Here is an 18,379-nt window from a genome sequence, read left to right as displayed (position 1 = left end):
GAGGATTCCTCGCTAGGCGCCAACCTGCGGACAGTATTGCCCAAGGGGAGTTTTAGTTGCCGGTTTCGTGTCTGGCTAAAAACTCGTAGACAATCGCGTCGTCAACTCCCGGGAACGCTCCGGGAGGTAAGGCTGCTAACAGGTGAGAATGAGTTTTAACTTCTGGGAAGGCCTTCCCCTCCCATTCGCTGGCAAGCAACGGATTTGGCAAGCGGCAACACCTTGGGTCTGGGCAGCTAGAGGCCATCCGGTTCTTGGTGTCGCGCCCGGTAAACCACTTTGAGTCAGCAAAGGGAACTCCAATCCCTATGGAATAGTGCCCAGTAGAGGTGGTTATAATCTGCGCGGTACAAAAGAAAGTTCCCATCGGGGTGTCGGTGTATTGCCGGTAGGGGATCGCCGGGTTCTCTTGTTTAAACGCCTGCATAGAAGCGTATTTTCTACAGATTAGCTGCCCTTCAACCGCCCCGGATACGTCCTCCGGAAACTTAATCCCATCATTGGCATAGATTTTGGTGAGTACTCCGGCAGGGGATATCCGATCGAAATGCAAGCGGATTCCTAAATGCCGGGTCGCCAAGTTAGTGAAGCGGTGAGCTGCGGTTTCATAGCGCACGCGGTAGCGATCTACCAGCTCCCTTACATCCAGTTCCCGTGCTTTCTTGGCTTCCTGCAACATGGCTACTACCGGTTTTTCGGGCAGTAAAATTGCGGCCGCGAAATAGTTAGCAGCGATGCGTTGGCGCAAGAACTCGCCGAAACTGCGGGGAGTTTCATGCCCGAGTGCCACTCCCGCAATCGAGCGCAGCCCCAGGGAGCGCACATATTTCTCTCCCGGCTGGTTGGGGCGCAGATAGATTCGCCGATTCTTCAGGTCACGGATGGCACGCGTAGCCGTCGGCAGGTCAGCGGTGCGGATCAGGGTGTAACCCAGATACTGCACTATCCGTTCCAGGTCGTCCTCTGCACGCGGGCCATTTTCCATATCGAGTGCGCCCAGGATATCGGAGGCCACAGCTTCGATCTCGGGAAGATAGTTGTCACGGGATCGCATCTCTGCGCGTAACTTCCGGTTTTCGGCGCGCGCTTTTTCGGGGGTTCCGGCATGAACCTTCCGGGAAGCAGCCAGCTGCCGGTGTAAACCCACAATTACCCGCAGTGCATCGGTCGATAACCGGGAAGAAGGGGTTAACTGAGGCAGTCTTAACGCTTGATAAGAGGATTGCTGCTGGTAGCTGGCTAGTTCTAGTTCCAAGAGAGAACGTTCATCGGGAGCTTCATCTGCTAGCAGATAAGCCAGCGATACCCCCAATGCTTGGGCAATTGCTTTCAGGAGAGATAGCCGGGGTTCTCGTTTGCCGTTTTCGATTTGTGAGATCAGAGAGGGGGCACGATCTACCGCGTGGGCTAGTTCCTTTAAGGTAATGCGCTTTTCCTTGCGGGCGTAACGCACCCGCGCCCCCAGTAGAGCAGCCGCCGGGAGAGTAAGTTGTTCGTCCTCATCGTCCATAGATTCCCCGAAATTTCTCATGGTGTGAATTTCTTCAATAGTTTACCCAAGTTTAGTAGAGATCGAGAGATTGTGTCGCGCAATACTCGAAATACGTTCTCGGTTGAGGCGTAGGTCAGAAAAGCTCAATAAATAGAGGAGAAAGCCATGAGTACTGCAGAAGAAATCCAAAAACGAGCAGCCGCGATCCAAAAGGAATGGGATACCAATCCCCGGTGGAAGGGCGTGGTTCGTCCCTATTCCGCTGAGCGGGTAGCCGAGCTGCAAGGCTCCGTTATTGAAGAACACACCCTGGCTGAGCGGGGTGCCCAGCGGCTATGGAAGATGCTGCACGAAGAAGATTACATCAACGCCCTGGGAGCTATCACCGGAAACCAGGCAGTACAGATGGTGCGGGCGGGACTAAAAGCTATTTATCTATCCGGATGGCAGGTCGCGGCCGATGGCAACACCTCCGATAATACCTACCCAGATCAGTCCCTCTATCCTTATGATTCCGCCCCCAAAATGGTGCGCCGGATTAACAATGCCTTTAAACGCGCCGATGAAATCACTTGGTCGGAGCATCAGGATGTGGACTTTGACTGGTTCGCCCCGATTGTAGCGGATGCCGAGGCCGGATTCGGGGGTGCGCTCAATGCCTACGAACTAATGAAGAACATGATCAAATCTGGTGCCTCCGGGGTTCACTACGAAGATCAGTTGGCGGCCGAAAAGAAATGTGGTCATCTGGGTGGGAAAGTTTTGATCCCGACTTCGCAGGCGATTCGCAACCTAGATGCTGCGCGGCTAGCGGCGGATGTGCAGAACACTTCCACTTTGATTGTGGCGCGCACCGATTCGCTGGGGGCTAACCTGATTACCTCCGATGTTGATGAACTGGATCGCCAATTCCTTACCGGCGAGCGTTCTGCTGAGGGACACTACTACACCCAGGCCGGTAAAGAAGTGGTTATCGCGCGGTTGCTCGCCTTTGCTCCCCACGCCGATCTGGTGTGGGTGGAAACCGCTACCCCAGATCCCGAGCTGGCTCGGGATGTGGCCGAAGCAGTCAAAGCGGAATACCCCGACAAGATGCTGGCCTATAACTGCTCGCCCTCCTTCAACTGGAAAGCCAACCTGGATGATGCCCAGATTGCGTCCTTCCAGAAAGATCTGGCGGCTATGGGATACTGCTTCCAATTCATTACTTTGGCGGGATTCCACCAGCTTAACTACGGCATGTTTGAACTGGCCAAAGGCTATGCTAGCCGGGATATGAGCGCCTTTGTTGAGCTGCAAGAAAAAGAGTTCGCGGCCGAGAAAGATGGTTACACCGCTCACCGCCACCAGCGGGAAGTCGGTGCCGGCTACTTCGACATGGTAGCCACGGCCATTAATCCTGAGTCGTCCACTTTGGCGATTAAAGGATCTACTGAAGAAGCTCAGTTCTAGACCATAAGGGATAATACGATGAACAGCCATACTGATTTAACCGAAGGAAAAATCGAGGTGCGGTATCCCCAGCATGAAGATCCGGGGACTAACCTCACTGACCGTTTTGACGAGATTTTAACTGACGAAGCCTTGGAGTTTCTGCGGCAGCTCCAGCTGCGATTTGGGGCTACCCGCGCCGAGTTACTAAAGGCGCGTCACGATCGGCGTCAGCGTCTTGCCAACGGTTACTTGCCGCACTTCCTGAAAGAAACTGAGCATATTCGCGAGGACAAGTCCTGGAAAGTAGCCTCTATAGCTCCCGGTTTGGAAGATCGCCGGGTGGAGATTACTGGCCCGACCGAGCGGAAGATGACTATCAACGCCCTTAACTGTGGGGCGAAATGCTGGTTGGCTGATCTGGAGGATGCTAACACTCCGCATTTCACCAATGTGATCGGCGGACAGGTGAATCTTTATGATGCGATTCGCCGCACCATTGAGTACACCAATCCGGGCAATGGTAAGCATTACCAGCTAAATGAGGGCGAGCTGCCTACCATTATTGTGCGTCCGCGCGGATGGCATCTGACGGAAAAACATATCCGGATTGGGGGGCATTCCTCGTCCGGTTCGCTCACCGACTTTGGGCTCTATTTTTTCCACAACGCGAAAGAACTGATTAAACGGGGTAGCGGTCCCTACTTCTACCTGCCGAAAATGGAAAGCCATCTGGAGGCACGGCTGTGGGCACAGGTGTTTAGCTTCGCCGAAGAATACCTGGGGATTCCTCACGGCACCATTCGGGCAACCTGCCTGATTGAGACCATTATGGGGGTGTTCGAGATGGAAGAAATCCTCTATGAACTACGGGATTATTCTTCCGGGTTGAACGCGGGTCGCTGGGACTATATTTTTTCGGCGATTAAGAAGTTCCGCGATTCCGGTCCTAGTTGGGTGCTGCCGGATCGTTCTGATATCACGATGCAGGTTCCGTTTATGCGCTCCTATACCGAGTTGCTAGTCAAGACTTGTCATCAGCGCGGAGCTCATGCGATCGGGGGGATGAGCGCCTTTATTCCTTCTAAAGATCCGGCAGTCAATGCCGAATCTGAGCGCAAGGTTCGTGAGGATAAGACCCGCGAGGTAGAGGCAGGTTTTGACGGTTCTTGGGTGGCGCATCCGGGAATGGTGGGATATGTACGCGAAGTCTTCGATAGCTACCTTCCAGATTGCCCCAACCAGGTAGACCGGCAGCGCGAGGACGTAAATGTCACCGCCAAAGACCTACTCAACTTCGCTTCCACTCCCGGTGCTATTACTGAGGCAGGGGTGCGTACCAATGTTGCCGTAGGGTTGCGTTATCTGTATTCCTGGTTGGGAGGAAATGGAGCGGCTGCCATCTATGGGTTGATGGAAGATGCCGCCACTGCGGAAATCTCGCGTTCCCAAATCTGGCAATGGTTACGTTACCAGTGTGAACTAGATGATGGGCGTAAAGTTACCCCGCAGCTCGTTGAGGAACTCTTTACTGATGAATATGAAAAGTTTCTTTCTGAGGTGGATGAAGCCAGTATAGAACGGGCGGAGCGTTCTGCCCGGATCTTCAAAGAAGTATGTATGCAAGGGGAGTTCCCCACGTTTTTGACAGTTCCGGTCTATGCCAACGAATTGGAGTAGATCGTAACCTAGCTGAGCTGATGCTCTGGTTTTCCAGGAAGAATACCTGGGCTGGAGCAGATAATAGCTGACTGACCGGTGATCGGCAGGGAGGTAATCTCCCTGCCGATCATTTTTGTAAAAGTATCTCTGCTCACAACCGAGTCTCGCGGTTATGTATAGTTATTCATAACTTGATATAAATATTCACTATGAAGGTTTCAATTGTTGGTGCAAGCGGATTTGCGGGAGGAGAAATCCTGCGGATAGTAGCTGCCCACCCCAATTTCGAGGTCGATCAGCTATGCGCGTCCTCCTCAGTAGGTAAAAAACTAGGGGAGTTTCATCCCCAACTTCCCCAATTAGCCAAGCAAGAATTAAAAGCAGTAGACCCGGTGGCGCTAAAAGAAAACGCCGCGATTTTCCTGGCGCTACCTCATGGACAATCCGGGAAAATAGCAGCGCAACTGCGCGCTGCCGGGGTAGAAAGCCTATTGGTAGATTGCGGGGCCGACCATCGGCTCACCTCTAAAGCAGCCTGGGACAGTTACTATGGCGGCGAATATTGCCCGGCCTGGACCTATGGAATGCCCGAACTTAGGTGTGCTTGCGGGCCTTCACAGCGCGAACAGCTGGCCGGCGCCCAGCAGATCGCGGTTCCCGGATGCAACGTAACTGCTGTTACCTTCGCTTTTCAACCTCTGGTAGCTGCCGGATTAATTGACCCAAACGATATTGTCGCCACTTTAGCGGTGGGCTATTCCGGAGCCGGAAAATCCCTAAAACCGCACCTATTAGCCACCGCTGCCCTGGGGAATGCCCAGCCCTATGCGGTAGGCGGAACCCATCGCCACATTCCCGAAATCGCGCAAAACTTTGCGGTTAGCAGTGGAAACAACCCCGAGGACTATAAAATTACCCTCACTCCAGTGTTAGTACCCATGTCGCGGGGAATCCTGGCAACCGTGAGTGCCGCTGCGACTGGAAAAACTACCACCGAGCAGCTACACGCCCTCTACCAGGATTTTTATCAGGAAGAAAACCTTATACAGGTACTTGACCCCGGTATCTGGCCACAAACCCAAGCAGTGACCGGCAGTGCAAACGTGCAGGTACAGGTGGCATTAGATAAACGGTCCGGAAAAATAATCGCCCTTAGTGCCCTGGATAACCTAGGAAAAGGAACCGCGCAAGCCGCAGTGCAATCAGCCAACCTTGCCCTCGGACTAGACGAATATACCGGCATCAACCAGATTGGAGTTGCCCCGTGAAAAAAGATAAAAGCCTCCAAGGCGTAACCAGCGTACCCGGATTCAAAGCCTGCGGAATCGCCTCCGGAATGCGCCGCAAAGGACGTAAAGATCTAGCGCTCGTCCTCAACACCGGGAAAAACCCAGTAGCCGCTGGGGTATTCACCTCCAACCGTTTCGCCGCCGCCCCCGTACTATACTCGCGGGCTGTCCTCGCAAAAGGTGCGAGTGGAATGCGCGCGGTGGTGTTAAACTCGGGCAGCGCCAACGCCTGTACCGGGGAAAACGGTCTTAAAGATACGGTTGCCAGTGCCAAGGCAGTCGCAAAGGCTCTCGAAATCGATCCGCGAGAAGTTTTAGTGTGCTCCACCGGAATGATTGGGACACCCCTGCCGATGGACAAAATGCTCTCCGGGATTGAAAGCGCTGCCGCGAGCCTATCTAAAGAGGGCGGCGCAGATGCCTCCTGGGCTATTCTCACCACCGATAACGAACCTAAAACCGTTCACCTGCAGGCTGAAGGTTATCAAATCGGAGGAATGGCGAAAGGGGCAGGAATGCTTGCTCCCGCCCTAGCTACGATGCTTTGTGTAATCACCACTGACGCGCTCCTCGATGCTGAAACTGCCCAAAAGGCTCTAGAACTTGCCTGCGCGAAAACCTTTAACCGGCTAGATTCCGATGGCTGCATGTCCACCAACGACACTGTACTTTTGCTGGCCTCCGGGGAAAGCGGAAAAGCCCCCAGCGGATTTACCGCGGCGCTGACTGAAACCTGCGCCCAGTTGGCACGGAAACTCGCCGACGATGCGGAAGGAGCGCAGCATACGGTAGAGATTGCGGTTACCGAGGCCGAAAGCGAAGCTGGGGCTTTAATCGCCGCGAAAACCATTTCCCGCTCAAACCTGGTAAAAACCGCTATCTCCGGGTGTGACCCCAACTGGGGCAGAATCGTTTCCGAACTGGGCACCGTACCCGAAAGCGTCTGCCCCTACGACCCGAGCGCGGTATCGGTACTGTTCAACGGGGTGCAAGTTTGTAAAAACGGCGCCGCTTGGGGAAACCGGCAAGACGTTCCCTTTGAAAGCCGTGACGTGCATTTAGAGGTGCGCCTGGGAGCCGGAAACGCCCAGGCCAGCGTACTGACCAACGACCTTACCCACGAATATATTCACATCAACGCGGACTATTCATCATGAGTACAGAACATTTATCAGCCTGGGACAAAGCCGGGGTGCTGCTAGAAACCTTGCCGTGGCTGCGCGAATACTCCGGCTCGCGGATCGTGATTAAATACGGCGGAAACGCCATGATATCTGAAAAACTAAAAGCCGCTTTCGCCCAGGATGTAAGTTTCCTGCATGAATGGGGGATTGAACCGGTTGTCGTGCATGGGGGTGGCCCGCAAATCAACTCCATGCTGAAAACCCTGGGGATTGCAGCCCCCTTTGTTTCCGGACTGCGGGTCACCAGCCCCGAAGTAATGAAAGTCGTGCGCATGGTACTGACCGGGACCGTGCAGCGCGAACTGGTTTCGTTACTCAACGAATCCTCCATCGCGGCAATCGGGATTTCTGGCGAGGACGGAGCGTTTTTACGTGCCCAAAAACAAGGGGCGGCAGTAGACGGAAAACCCGTCGACCTGGGGCTAGTGGGTAAAGTAACCGCCGTAGATCCCGGGCCGATAGAAGATTTACTGCAATCGGGGCGTATCCCGGTGGTTTCCTCCATTGCGGTAAACCAAGACAACCCCACGCAGGTATTAAATATCAACGCAGATTTGGCGGCCGCCGCAGTCGCAGGAGCCATTGGGGCTAAGAAACTAATCGTCCTCACCGATGTGAAAGGACTATATCGCAACTGGCCAGACCCGGATAGTCGGATTTCGCAGCTGCGGGCGAGCGAGGCCGCGGAACTGCTGCCTACCTTGGAAGCGGGAATGCGCCCCAAAGTGCAAGCCTGTATCCAAGCCTGTGAACAGGGAGTACCCCGTGCCACCATTATTGATGGGAGGGTGCCGCACTCGATGCTGCTAGAAATCTTCACCGATACCGGATTTGGAACTATGGTGATGGGAGATAGCCATGACTAACTCTGAATGGATCAGCGTCTACCAAGAAAACCTATTAGGGGTATTCGGACAGCCGCAGGCCTGTTTTACCCACGGCCAAGGTATCCGGGTGTGGGATACAGACGGTAAAGAATACCTAGATTTACTGGGCGGAATCGCCGTTAACGCCCTCGGATATGCTCATCCCGAAATCGTGAAAACTATTCACGAGCAAGCCAACCGCTTTACTCACGTCTCCAACTTTTTCACTACCCCGCAGCAGGTAGAGGCCGCGCAAGCAGTCAAAAGAATTTGTGCCGCAGGGTGGGATAGCGAGATACAGGCAGAAATCACCACCCAGGCGCGAGTGCTATTCGTAAACTCAGGCACCGAAGCCAATGAAGCCGCCTTGAAAATGGCGTTAGCCGCCCGGCCGGGAGGGCGCGCGATTGCGCTAAAAGGCGCATTTCACGGACGTACCTTGGGGTCACTATCGCTAACCTATAAGGAGCACTACCGCGAACCCTTCGCTCCCTTCGTGGGGCCTACCGAGTTTGTAGCAGCCACGGTAGCGGGAATTGAGGCAGTAGACCCAGAGGGTGTATCCGCGATTTTCCTAGAACCCCTGCAAGGAGAAGCCGGAGTAATCCCGCTAGCGCCCGAACTATTAGCGGCCGCGCGAAGGCTGGCAGACCGCGCCGGAGCGTTGCTGGTTTTTGACGAAGTCCAAACCGGGATGGGTAGATGCGGAAAATGGCTCGCCCACCAGGGAATCTGTCATGATGGGAAAGAAATAATTCCGGACGTGGTGACTTTAGCTAAAGGCTTAGGTGCGGGAGTGCCGGTCGGGGCGTGTGTAGCCATGAACGAACGTGCCGCCACTGCCCTAAAACCGGGAAGTCACGGCACCACTTTCGGGGGAAACCCGCTGGTAAGTGCGGTAGTGGCGCGCACTATCGCCCTGATGGAGGAACTGGATTTGCCGGCCCGCGCCGCTAAAGTTGGGGACGCCTGGATGCAGGCGATTGCCGAGGCTGAAATCCCGGGGATCAAGGAGACGCGCGGACAGGGGCTGCTACGCGGCCTCGTCCTCGAAAAAAATATTGCCCCCCAGCTGGCAACAGAGCTATTTAAAGCCGGGTTTATCGTCAACGCCCCGGCAGCGAACATTATTCGCCTAGCTCCACCCCTAATTATTGAACTTAGCGAAGCGAAAACCCTGATTCCGGCGTTAAAGGAAGCGCTGCTGCAGGTAGAACTAGACCTAGAAAAAGGAGAATAACCATGAGTAAAGATCGGGTAGTACTGGCATATTCGGGCGGATTAGACACTTCGGTAGCCATCGGCTGGATTGGGGAACAAACCGGTAAAGAGGTGATCGCCTGCGCCGTTGACGTAGGGCAGGGCGGGGAAGACCTGGAGGTAATCCGCCAGCGCGCCCTCGACTGCGGGGCAGTCGATGCCTATGTGGCCGACGCTAAGGATGAGTTCGCAGAAGAGTATTGCCTGCCGGCAATCAAAGCCAACGGCCTATATATGGATCAATACCCCCTGGTATCGGCGCTTTCTCGCCCGCTAATCTGTAAACACCTGGTAAAAGTAGCGAAAGACTTTGGTGCCGATACCGTAGCTCACGGTTGCACCGGAAAAGGAAACGACCAGGTGCGCTTTGAGGTATCACTTACCAGCCAAAACCCGGAGATTAAATGCATCTCCCCGGTACGAGACCTGGCACTCACCCGGGACGTGGCGATTAAATACGCCGAAGAACACGAACTCCCGATTGAAACCACCAAACATAACCCCTTCTCCATCGACCAGAACGTGTGGGGGCGCGCAGTAGAAACCGGGTATCTAGAGGATCTATGGAATCCGCCTACTAAAGACGTGTATGTTTACACCGATGACCCCGCCTATCCGCCGGTTCCTGACCAGGTAGTTATTAGTTTTGCAGAGGGCGTGCCGGTAGCTGTGGACGGGCAAAAAATGTCGCCCCTAGAAATCATTCAGGAAATGAACCGCCGGGCAGGAGCCCAAGGGGTAGGTCGCCTAGATATGGTGGAAGACCGCCTGGTCGGGATTAAGTCGCGGGAAATCTACGAGGCTCCCGGGGCAGTAGCGCTGATTATCGCCCACCAAAACCTGGAAAACCTGACCCTAGAGCGCGAACAAGGACGCTTCAAACGGCAAGTAGAACAACGCTGGTCAGAACTAGTTTATGAGGGGCAATGGTATTCGCCGCTCAAAGGTTCGTTAGATGCTTTCGTAGAAGACAGTCAAAAATATGTTACCGGCGATATTCGGATGATTCTGCACGGCGGGCGGGCAGTAGTTGATGGGCGGCGCTCTGCGGTCGGCTTGTATGACTTCAACCTGGCGACTTACGATTCAGGAGACAGCTTTGACCAGTCCCTCTCGCGCGGATTTATCGGAATCTATGGGCTATCAACCCAGTTAGCAGCCGCGCGGGAACAAAAAGAAAGCAAGAAATAACTATGAGCGAACAGGTATCGCTATGGGGAGGACGCTTTTCAGGAGAGCCTTCCCAAGCATTAGCGGCACTTTCAGTATCCACCCATTTCGATTGGCGCCTGGCTCTCTACGATTTAGCCGGCTCGCGCGCCCATGCTCGAGCGCTCGCAGGAGCCGGCCTGATAGACAGCGAAGAACTATCGCAAATGCTGGCGGCTTTGGGACGGCTGGAAGAAAAAGTTAAAAGCGGTGCCTTCACCCCCGACCCCGCTGACGAGGACGTGCATACCGCCTTAGAGCGGGGGCTATTGATTGAGGCTGGCGAGCATTTAGGGGGGAAACTGCGCGCTGGACGTAGCCGCAACGACCAGATCGCCACCCTCATCCGGATGTATCTGCGAAACCAGGCACGCGCCCTATCCGAGCGCGTCATCGAGGTAGTCGAAGCGCTTTTGAGCCAAGCGAAAGCCGCTGGAGATACGGTAATGCCAGGACGCACCCATATGCAGCACGCCCAGCCGGTATTGCTAGCCCACCAGTTACTTGCCCACGTGTGGCCGCTGTTGCGAGACATTCAGCGTTTTGAGGATTGGGATCGGCGCGCCGCCACCAGCCCCTACGGTTCCGGAGCGCTCTCGGGCAACACCCTGGGGTTAGACCCGGTGCAAGTGGGGGCAGACCTGGCCTTTGAACGGGTAGTAGAAAACTCCATAGACGGAACCGCCACCCGCGATGTGGTAGCCGAGTTCGCGTTCATCTGCGCCATGACCGGGGTCGACATTTCCTGTCTCGCAGAAGAAATCGTTATCTGGAATACCAAAGAGTTCGGTTACGTCACCTTAGATGACGCGTTCTCTACTGGTTCATCAATCATGCCGCAAAAGAAAAATCCCGACGTGGCAGAATTGGCGCGCGGTAAAGCCGGTCGCATGATAGGGGACTTAACCGGTCTGCTGACAGTACTCAAAGGTCTACCTTTTGCCTATGCTCGTGACCTACAAGAAGATAAAGAACCAGTCTTTGACCAGGTTGATACTTTAGAGGTATTACTTCCAGCAGTCAGCGGCATGATCGCCACTATGAAGATTGACTATGCCCGGCTAGAAGAACTCGCGCCCCAAGGGTTTTCGCTGGCCACCGATATTGCCGAGTGGCTAGTGGCGCGGGGTATGCCGTTTCGGCAAGCACATGAAGTATCCGGAGCCTGCGTGCGGGAATGTGAAGAAAACGGGATAGAACTAGCAGATTTGAGTGACGAACAATTCGCCGCCATCGACCCGCTATTAACTCCTGAAGTGCGGGAAGTGCTCAGCCCTGCTGGATCGGTGCGTGCCCGCGCCGGACGGGGAGGAACTGCGCCCGCGCAGGTCGCGCGGCAGTTGCAATCCGCCGAAGAGCAGATCGCGCGCATTCGCACCGCTTTCGCCGGCAAACATCTGGAATTTAAATAATCTCTTGCCTGTTTTCGCGCGTGAGGGCGGATTTTGCCTCGCGCCCCGAAATCCGGAAAATGCTTTGGCATTTTCACGGATTTAGTGCCCGAAGCCTACCCCTCGGCATAAATCCGCCCACACGCGCTCGCGTTTACGATCAGTCGCGTCTTTTGATACTCGACTTTCTGCCCTTAGACATAAAATCGCCCCTATATTTGCGCTCTGTCGCGCCCTAAGGTGACGTTTTCGCCCTCCCGAGATGGGAATTGTGGTCGATAATGGGACGCTTTGGCGGTATTGGGAGGGTGTTTTTGTCTGTGGAGGGCGAAAGTGAATCTCAGGGGTTAAGTAGATTTCTCTTAAGCGTTGTACGTAGAAACTAAGTCTTTGCTCACAAAACTGATTTACGTGGGAAATTAGCCTATAATGGGCTTTTAATGTCACCCCATTGGAAACATAAGAAGTTCAGGTGAAAACATGAAGCAAAAGGTTCAGGGGTTTAGTCCCTCTCTCCGGTTTGGGCTCGCTGCGGTAGTTTCTTTAGCAATCACTTTTAGTGGAGCTATGGTAGGGGTTGCTGATGCGAATGCTGACGAAGCTATAATTGACGACACTGCTAGTACTTCCCAATCAGAGGTAGCTAAGCAAGAAGTGGCGGCATCCCAGTCAAAATCTACGGTTGAGTCTGCCTCCTCGCAGTCAAATACTGTGGCTGAATCCCGTTCCCCTCAGCAGCATGAAGTGAAAACCCAGCCCAAGCAAGGGGAGACTACTGTTGTTCCTGCCCCTGCTCGGGCTCCTCAAAAGCTCCCAGAATGTACCGCAGAGCAATCTCCGAAATGGAAAGTAACCCCTGGGGTGACCCACTGATAGTTGGAAAGATAATGCCGTAATTGATTACCTGGGAAAAGATAAAAAAGCTCGTTTGATGGTGCAATATTCGTTACTACGCGAAGGGGGAGCAGCCTCTGGGCCGCTAGCTTTCACCCCCTATGTCAGCTATCTAAAACCAGGCACTGACACCTGGACAGATTTGCAGGAGATTAAACTTTCCCCATACAGTATGCCGAAGTTTCTACCTCCGGAAGATTCGTTAGATAAAACAAAGGATGGCTGGCCGGCAACTGTGAAGCTGGTTTTGAAACGTACGGATGGAGCCTGCGAGATTCCCGCTGATAAAGCCGCTTATACTTTTGAGGTTCCAGGTGGCGAGTTGCTTTCCGATGCTGAAGTAATGAGTTTTGAAGCTCAATATGACGAGGGAGAAGATCCAAAGCCTGGTAACGATACTTGCCGTCATAACAAGGGAGATTTAATCTGCCTATATCCGACGGGGGCAGGAAGTCACACAGACGCAAAAGCAAGGGTAGAAGAGCTGGTAAGGGAAGACAAATCTGTAAACGTCCTCTGGGTTGATGGCAAATGTGCAGATGTAGCTGCTGCCGGCACGACTTGTAAGGATATTACCTATGCGGGGAAAGGGTATGCAGAAATTGAGGTTAAAAAATACTTCAATTATGTGAATGAAGTACTGAAATATACCGATGGTAAGACTGCCGAGATAAAATACTGGGGCGCGAAACCTCGCCCTGGCTATGCTTATCAAGGAGGGGTTCAAAATCACTACGTCTATAAAGATGGGTCGCCGGTAAAATATGTATCTGATTTGAACCGCATACGGCTATATAAGGATACTGGGTCAGAAAATAAGGCATTTTGGTATGGGAATATTGAGCCTGAAAAGCCCATAGCTGCTGATAATGTTGGCGAAAGTAATGATACTTTCCAGATTCCCGATGACAACCGGCTAAAGTATTACCTGGTCTCCGACGATGGTAAAGTCACCTATCAAAGTCAGGTTTCGGGTACAAATAAAGTATCTGACGTTACCAAATATGTTGATGGGAAAGCCACTGTGAAAGTGCGTGCCCATGTCAAAGACTACTGCAATTTAAATAATGACCCGCCTACTTCAGCAAAGTATTCTGATTGGTATTCCATTGACAATAGCTACTGTGGCTATCGAGAGTGGACCTTCACGTTCTACGGTTCTCAGAAGGTTAAGGTAGTTCCGCCTAGTTTTGATGATGAGACTGGTACTTTTACGGTTCCGGATATTCCCGGTGTGAAGTGGATGATTGATGGGAAAGAGGTTACTCCTGGGACTCATGATTATCCGGATAAGCATGGGAAGATTTCGATTACTGCGGTTCCGGGTACTCCTAAAGATCCGAATGTTCCGATTGAGTTAGTGGATAATAATGGCCCGTATGAGCATGAGTATGATTTGCGCCTTGAGGTTGTTCCGCCGGCTCCGGTGGTGGAGCGGCTTAAGTGTGGTGTTGCGGGTAGTGTGAAGTTGCCTGATTCTGAGGTGTTTGAGTATAGCTCGAAGGTTGAGGGGGATAAGGCTGTGGTTGAGGCAGTATTGAAGAATGCTGCTGATTTCAAGCTTAAAGATGGTGCTGTGGTGAAGTGGGAGTTAAATTTAACCGCCGAGCCCTGCCCCCCGCAGCCCGACAATCCGACAAAACCCGACACGGGTGATAAACCTGGCAAACCTGGCGTTGAAAAACCGGGTCAGGTAATCCCTGGCAAAGGTAAGCCGGCTGCTAATCCTTCCTCTAAGCAGGTCGTGAGGACGCAGACGCGGGTTACTACTCCGATAGCGCAAACGGGTGCCTTGGGTACTACCGCTGTTCTTGGTGCTTTGCTGCTAGCAGCAGGGATAGGGATAACTTCTCGCCGATACCTGCTTCAAAGGCATTAAGTCGCTGTCGAGCAGAATATAACCGTAGAACAAAATAATGGCTGGTAGAAAAGTGTAAATCTTTTCTACCAGCCGTTTTGAATTACATACGATCTAGGAGGAAAACCTAGCCCTTGCGTGGAAGGGGTAGGAAGAAAAACCTCTTCCCCGGGATTACCTGCAGATTTTGCGCTTGTTAGGAAGGGCGGAGGATGGCGAAGGGGTCGGTTACCTGCAGGCAGTGATTAGTGAAGCGGAAACGGCGTGCGGGACGCCCACCTTTGGTGCCAGGGGCTTTACGCTGACCGGTGGGGGCGAGCTGCCCACGGCGACTGAGCACCCGCTGCAAGTTGGTGGGGGAGACTTCATGTCCCAAAGCAGCCTGGTAGAGGTGGGTTAGCTCCGCCATAGTGAAATCCGGAGGCGCCAAGGCAAACGCAATATTGGTATAGGAAAGTTTCGCCCGCAGCCGATCTACGCCCTCGGAAATAATATCGGCGTGGTCATAAGCCATTTGTGGCAGGTTGTTTACCGGTACCCAATGGGCGTAAGACGGAATTGTGGTCTTCACTTGGGCGGGTACTATCCCTAAATAGGCGGTGGCCACAGTGCGTTGACTGGGGTCGCGGCGGGGATCAGAACGAGTGCCTAGCTGTTCCATATAGGAAAGCGCGCCAATATCCATCTTTTCGGAAAGATGCCGAAAAGCGCTGGCACCGAGGGTTTCTCCTGGTTCCAAAGGGCCGGAGGGCAGGGCGGACAAACCCTGAAAGGGGGAGTGTTCACGGCGCGCCACCAGCACCATGAGCTGCGGGGAATCCCCCCGGATTTGCAAGACTACGCTCAGTGCCTCATGCCGGTAGACGGCAACTTCTTCGGCATCTCGCAATTGGGTTCTCACAAAACCTTATGGTAGCTTAAGTTTTAGTTTTCGACTATTAGGCGAAAACTAAAAGAGGTACCTCAACAAGGAAAGTATCCAAGATGAAACAACGGATTAAAGGCTGGCTATCGTTATTTTTTATTGACGCGATGACCGGTATGGCACACGGGCTATTCGCTTCCCTGATCATTGGCACCATCATGGTGCAGGTAGGCGGTTTTATTCCCGGAATAATCGGGCGCGGACTGGTGCTAATCGGTTCGGTGGCCTCGGTACTTACCGGAGCCGGCATCGGGATGGGGGTAGCGCATCGCCTGCATGCCTCTACCTATGTAGTGGTAGGCACCGGGCTAGCCGGAATGATTGGAGCCCATGCCGCCAAAATCTTGAGCGGGGGAATCGTGGACGGTCTTTCCATGCAGCTGCAGGGGCCGGGAGAACCGTTGGGGGCATTTATCGCTTCCTTCGTGGCTGTCGAGTTTGGCCTGCTAGTTTCCGGTAAAACCCCAGTAGATATCTTGGTTACTCCCTTCGTGACTGTTACCTCTGGCGCCATCGTGGGTCTGCTCATTGGGCCAGGAATCTCACAAATGATGACCGCTTTGGGTGCCATAATTAACTGGGGAACTGAGCGTCAACCCTTCCTAATGGGCATTATTGTGTCGGTGCTGATGGGGATGATCTTGACCCTCCCGATTTCCTCGGCAGCTCTCGGAATCGTGTTGGGGCTATCTGGGTTGGCAGCCGGGGCAGCAACCGTGGGATGTAGTGCCCAAATGGTGGGTTTTGCAGTCGCGTCCTATCGAGAAAATAAAGTTTCCGGTCTGATCTCGCAGGGTATCGGCACTTCTATGCTGCAAGTGCCCAATATAATGCGGCATCCCTTAATCTGGATTCCTCCCACTTTGGCATCTGCGATTCTAGGCCCTATCGCTACCATGGTTTTCAAAATGGAATCGAATGCTGCCGGTTCTGGAATGGGAACTTCTGGTTTAGTGGGACAGATTATGACTTGGAACGTGATGGGGCCTGCGACTTCTTGGCCGGTGCTTTTGGGAATGATCTTGCTAATGCACTTTATTGCCCCCGCCGCTCTTTCTCTACTGTTTGCAGAGTTCATGCGGAAGAAGGGGTGGATTAAACCCGGAGATATGTTGCTTGAAAAATAGGAAGCATTCCGGATAGGAAGCAAACCGCCAGCTGCATCCGCAGGTAGGTTAGACTAAGCCCGAGAAGAGTATTGCCGTGTTCACCGCAGAGGGGGATCGCGGGTTTAACCTGCATAAGAAAGGAATATCGTGGCCGATATTATTGATGAGCTGGAATGGCGGGGTCTACTTGCCCAGCATACGGATCTGGAAAAACTACGCCAGGCACTTGCCAGTGGACCGGTCACTTTCTATTGCGGTTTTGATCCTACTGCTGCTTCTCTGCACCATGGACACTTGGTACAAGTGCTGATGATGCGGCATCTGCAAAAGGCGGGGCATCGGCCTATTGCCCTGGTCGGGGGAGCTACCGGATTAATCGGAGACCCGCGGATGACCGCGGAGCGGCAGCTACAGCCTAAAGCAGTGGTCGCGGGTTGGGTAGAACGCCTGCGTGGGCAAATCAGCCGTTTCCTGGATTTCGAGGGCGACAACCCGGCAATCATGGTCAACAATATGGACTGGATCCAGGATCTAGGAGCGATTGAACTCCTACGTGACTTGGGTAAAAACTTCCGGATGGGAACCATGCTGTCCAAAGATGCGGTGGCACGGCGTCTGAAGTCTGAAGAAGGAATTTCCTACACTGAGTTCAGCTACCAAATCCTGCAAGCCTATGATTTCCTGCAGTTATACCGCCGCTACGGCTGCACCCTGGAAACTGGAGGAAACGATCAATGGGGCAACCTGGTGGGCGGCATGGATCTAATCCACAAGGTAGAGGGCAAAGACGTCCATGTCATGACCACCCCTTTGATTACCAAGGCCGATGGCTCCAAGTTTGGTAAATCCGAGGGAGGGGCAATTTGGCTAGATTCGGAGATGCTTTCGCCCTACGAGTTCTACCAGTTCTGGCTGGGTGCCGAAGATGCGGACGTAGTTCGGTTCTTGAAGGTATTTACTTTCCTATCCCGCGAGGAAATCGAGGCACTAGCGGTAGAGGTAGCTGAGCGTCCTCATAAACGCGAAGCTCAAAAGGCGCTGGCCGCGGAGGTGACCCGTCTGGTGCACGGTCAAGAGGCACTAGATCAGGTGCTGGCAGCTACTGCAGCCCTGTGGGGTAGTGGGGATCTGCGCTCCGTGGACGGCAAAATTTTGAAGGAAGCTACCGCGCATTTACCCAATGCCGAGGTAGAAATTGGAAAAACTAACCTGGTGGATCTACTGATAGCAGCGGGTTTTGAGAAGGGGCGCGGCGCGGCAATGCGCACCATTAAGAACGGCGGCGCTTATCTGAACAATCAGAAAGTTACTGACCCGGATCGGACTATCAGTTCCGAGGACGTGCTGCCGGGTTCTTTGGTGCTTTTCCGGAAAGGCAAGCGTAACCTAGCCGTCGCTTACCTGCAGAAATAGCTGATTTTTTGCGGTGTGTGGCAGCTCACCGCGTCTCAGTTTGAAGTTTTCCAAGTGCAGTAGGTAAGTTAATACCTGTTGCCCCGGCAGAGAGCTTCGGTTCTGGGTCAGTGGGCGAGATTGTTTGACTTAGTACTTAACAGATAAAAACCGGTTTTATGGCCTGTTTCACTTAGCAATAAGTTGAAAGTCAAAAACCGAATCTGTTAGACTGAGACTCGCGCGTTTTTCGCGCAATGACCTTTACTGATCGTTTTTGGTTGGTTTGTGGTTTGGTTGTTTGTGTTCTCGATAGTGTGTTTTTTTGTTTTGTTTGTGTGGGATTGAGCTGGGCTTGCTCTGGTTTTTTGGGGTGGGTTTGGTTTTTTCTGTTTTTGTTTTTTTGATGCTGATGAT

At 53.3% G+C, this 18,379-nt stretch carries 14 protein-coding genes; 12 read left to right on the top strand and 2 right to left on the bottom strand.

Going from position 1 to position 18,379, the window contains the following annotated elements:
• Positions 1 to 52: 52 nt before the first annotated feature.
• Entirely contained in the window at positions 53 to 1,531 is a 1,479-nt protein-coding gene (locus tag RDM26_RS06785; RefSeq protein ID WP_307738233.1) for a helix-turn-helix domain-containing protein, read from the bottom strand.
• 126 nt (positions 1,532 to 1,657) lie between these two features.
• On the opposite strand from RDM26_RS06785, the gene aceA reads away from it, so the two are divergent.
• The 10 genes from aceA (at position 1,658) to RDM26_RS06735 (ending at position 14,557) form a co-directional block, all read left to right on the top strand.
• Positions 1,658 to 2,944, top strand: a complete 1,287-nt coding sequence (gene aceA, locus RDM26_RS06780; protein WP_278609083.1) for an isocitrate lyase — start codon at positions 1,658 to 1,660, stop codon at positions 2,942 to 2,944.
• An 18-nt stretch (positions 2,945 to 2,962) separates the two neighbouring features.
• Positions 2,963 to 4,603 carry a malate synthase A gene (gene aceB / locus RDM26_RS06775; RefSeq protein WP_307738232.1) on the top strand — a complete coding sequence of 547 codons (1,641 nt, stop codon included), beginning with the start codon at positions 2,963 to 2,965 and terminating at the stop codon, positions 4,601 to 4,603.
• A 191-nt stretch (positions 4,604 to 4,794) separates the two neighbouring features.
• Positions 4,795 to 5,853, top strand: a complete 1,059-nt coding sequence (argC, locus tag RDM26_RS06770) for an N-acetyl-gamma-glutamyl-phosphate reductase (protein WP_307738231.1) — start codon at positions 4,795 to 4,797, stop codon at positions 5,851 to 5,853.
• Between the two features lie 68 nt (positions 5,854 to 5,921).
• Positions 5,922 to 7,031 carry a bifunctional glutamate N-acetyltransferase/amino-acid acetyltransferase ArgJ gene (gene argJ / locus RDM26_RS06765; protein ID WP_374041824.1) on the top strand — a complete coding sequence of 370 codons (1,110 nt, stop codon included), beginning with the start codon at positions 5,922 to 5,924 and terminating at the stop codon, positions 7,029 to 7,031.
• Positions 7,028 to 7,924, top strand: a complete 897-nt coding sequence (gene argB, locus RDM26_RS06760) for an acetylglutamate kinase (protein WP_307738229.1) — start codon at positions 7,028 to 7,030, stop codon at positions 7,922 to 7,924. The genes argJ and argB overlap by 4 nt, the downstream gene beginning before the upstream one ends.
• Positions 7,917 to 9,164 carry an aminotransferase class III-fold pyridoxal phosphate-dependent enzyme gene (locus RDM26_RS06755; protein ID WP_307738228.1) on the top strand — a complete coding sequence of 416 codons (1,248 nt, stop codon included), beginning with the start codon at positions 7,917 to 7,919 and terminating at the stop codon, positions 9,162 to 9,164. The genes argB and RDM26_RS06755 overlap by 8 nt, the downstream gene beginning before the upstream one ends.
• Positions 9,161 to 10,375 (top strand): argininosuccinate synthase, encoded by a 1,215-nt coding sequence (locus tag RDM26_RS06750; protein WP_307738234.1) that lies wholly within the window; start codon positions 9,161 to 9,163, stop codon positions 10,373 to 10,375. Before RDM26_RS06755 ends, RDM26_RS06750 begins: the two co-directional genes overlap by 4 nt.
• A gap of 2 nt (positions 10,376 to 10,377) precedes the next feature.
• A complete protein-coding gene (gene argH / locus RDM26_RS06745) occupies positions 10,378 to 11,805 on the top strand; it encodes an argininosuccinate lyase (protein ID WP_307738227.1) in 1,428 nt (475 codons plus the stop codon).
• A gap of 459 nt (positions 11,806 to 12,264) precedes the next feature.
• The gene (locus RDM26_RS06740; RefSeq protein WP_307738226.1) at positions 12,265 to 12,657 is read left to right on the top strand and encodes a hypothetical protein; all 393 of its coding nucleotides are present in this window, start codon (positions 12,265 to 12,267) and stop codon (positions 12,655 to 12,657) included.
• A 58-nt stretch (positions 12,658 to 12,715) separates the two neighbouring features.
• Positions 12,716 to 14,557 (top strand): hypothetical protein, encoded by a 1,842-nt coding sequence (locus tag RDM26_RS06735; RefSeq protein ID WP_307738225.1) that lies wholly within the window; start codon positions 12,716 to 12,718, stop codon positions 14,555 to 14,557.
• A gap of 175 nt (positions 14,558 to 14,732) precedes the next feature.
• Here RDM26_RS06735 and RDM26_RS06730 read toward each other — a convergent pair whose 3' ends face one another.
• Positions 14,733 to 15,437, bottom strand: a complete 705-nt coding sequence (locus tag RDM26_RS06730) for an NUDIX domain-containing protein (protein ID WP_307738224.1) — start codon at positions 15,435 to 15,437, stop codon at positions 14,733 to 14,735.
• Positions 15,438 to 15,520: 83 nt separating this feature from the next.
• Here RDM26_RS06730 and RDM26_RS06725 point away from each other — a divergent pair, with 83 nt between their 5' ends.
• Both RDM26_RS06725 and tyrS read left to right on the top strand, forming a co-directional pair.
• Complete coding sequence (locus RDM26_RS06725) at positions 15,521 to 16,588, top strand: PTS sugar transporter subunit IIC (RefSeq protein ID WP_307738223.1); 1,068 nt, start codon at positions 15,521 to 15,523, stop codon at positions 16,586 to 16,588.
• A 129-nt stretch (positions 16,589 to 16,717) separates the two neighbouring features.
• The gene (gene tyrS / locus RDM26_RS06720; protein WP_307738222.1) at positions 16,718 to 17,983 is read left to right on the top strand and encodes a tyrosine--tRNA ligase; all 1,266 of its coding nucleotides are present in this window, start codon (positions 16,718 to 16,720) and stop codon (positions 17,981 to 17,983) included.
• Positions 17,984 to 18,379 lie beyond the last annotated feature (396 nt).

This window comes from uncultured Varibaculum sp., from assembly GCF_902489465.1.
Taxonomy (GTDB): Bacteria; Actinomycetota; Actinomycetes; order Actinomycetales; family Actinomycetaceae; genus Varibaculum.
This window is presented reverse-complemented; position numbering and strand designations above follow the sequence as displayed.

What these genes read in the sequence shown, in the direction of transcription:
- RDM26_RS06785 (WP_307738233.1), bottom strand. Translation starts at nt 1,531, where the DNA reads ATGAGAAATTTCGGGGAATCTATGGACGATGAGGACGAACAACTTACT.
- aceA (WP_278609083.1), top strand. Translation starts at nt 1,658, where the DNA reads ATGAGTACTGCAGAAGAAATCCAAAAACGAGCAGCCGCGATCCAAAAG.
- aceB (WP_307738232.1), top strand. Translation starts at nt 2,963, where the DNA reads ATGAACAGCCATACTGATTTAACCGAAGGAAAAATCGAGGTGCGGTAT.
- argC (WP_307738231.1), top strand. Translation starts at nt 4,795, where the DNA reads ATGAAGGTTTCAATTGTTGGTGCAAGCGGATTTGCGGGAGGAGAAATC.
- argJ (WP_374041824.1), top strand. Translation starts at nt 5,922, where the DNA reads ATGCGCCGCAAAGGACGTAAAGATCTAGCGCTCGTCCTCAACACCGGG.
- argB (WP_307738229.1), top strand. Translation starts at nt 7,028, where the DNA reads ATGAGTACAGAACATTTATCAGCCTGGGACAAAGCCGGGGTGCTGCTA.
- RDM26_RS06755 (WP_307738228.1), top strand. Translation starts at nt 7,917, where the DNA reads ATGACTAACTCTGAATGGATCAGCGTCTACCAAGAAAACCTATTAGGG.
- argH (WP_307738227.1), top strand. Translation starts at nt 10,378, where the DNA reads ATGAGCGAACAGGTATCGCTATGGGGAGGACGCTTTTCAGGAGAGCCT.
- RDM26_RS06740 (WP_307738226.1), top strand. Translation starts at nt 12,265, where the DNA reads ATGAAGCAAAAGGTTCAGGGGTTTAGTCCCTCTCTCCGGTTTGGGCTC.
- RDM26_RS06735 (WP_307738225.1), top strand. Translation starts at nt 12,716, where the DNA reads ATGGTGCAATATTCGTTACTACGCGAAGGGGGAGCAGCCTCTGGGCCG.
- RDM26_RS06725 (WP_307738223.1), top strand. Translation starts at nt 15,521, where the DNA reads ATGAAACAACGGATTAAAGGCTGGCTATCGTTATTTTTTATTGACGCG.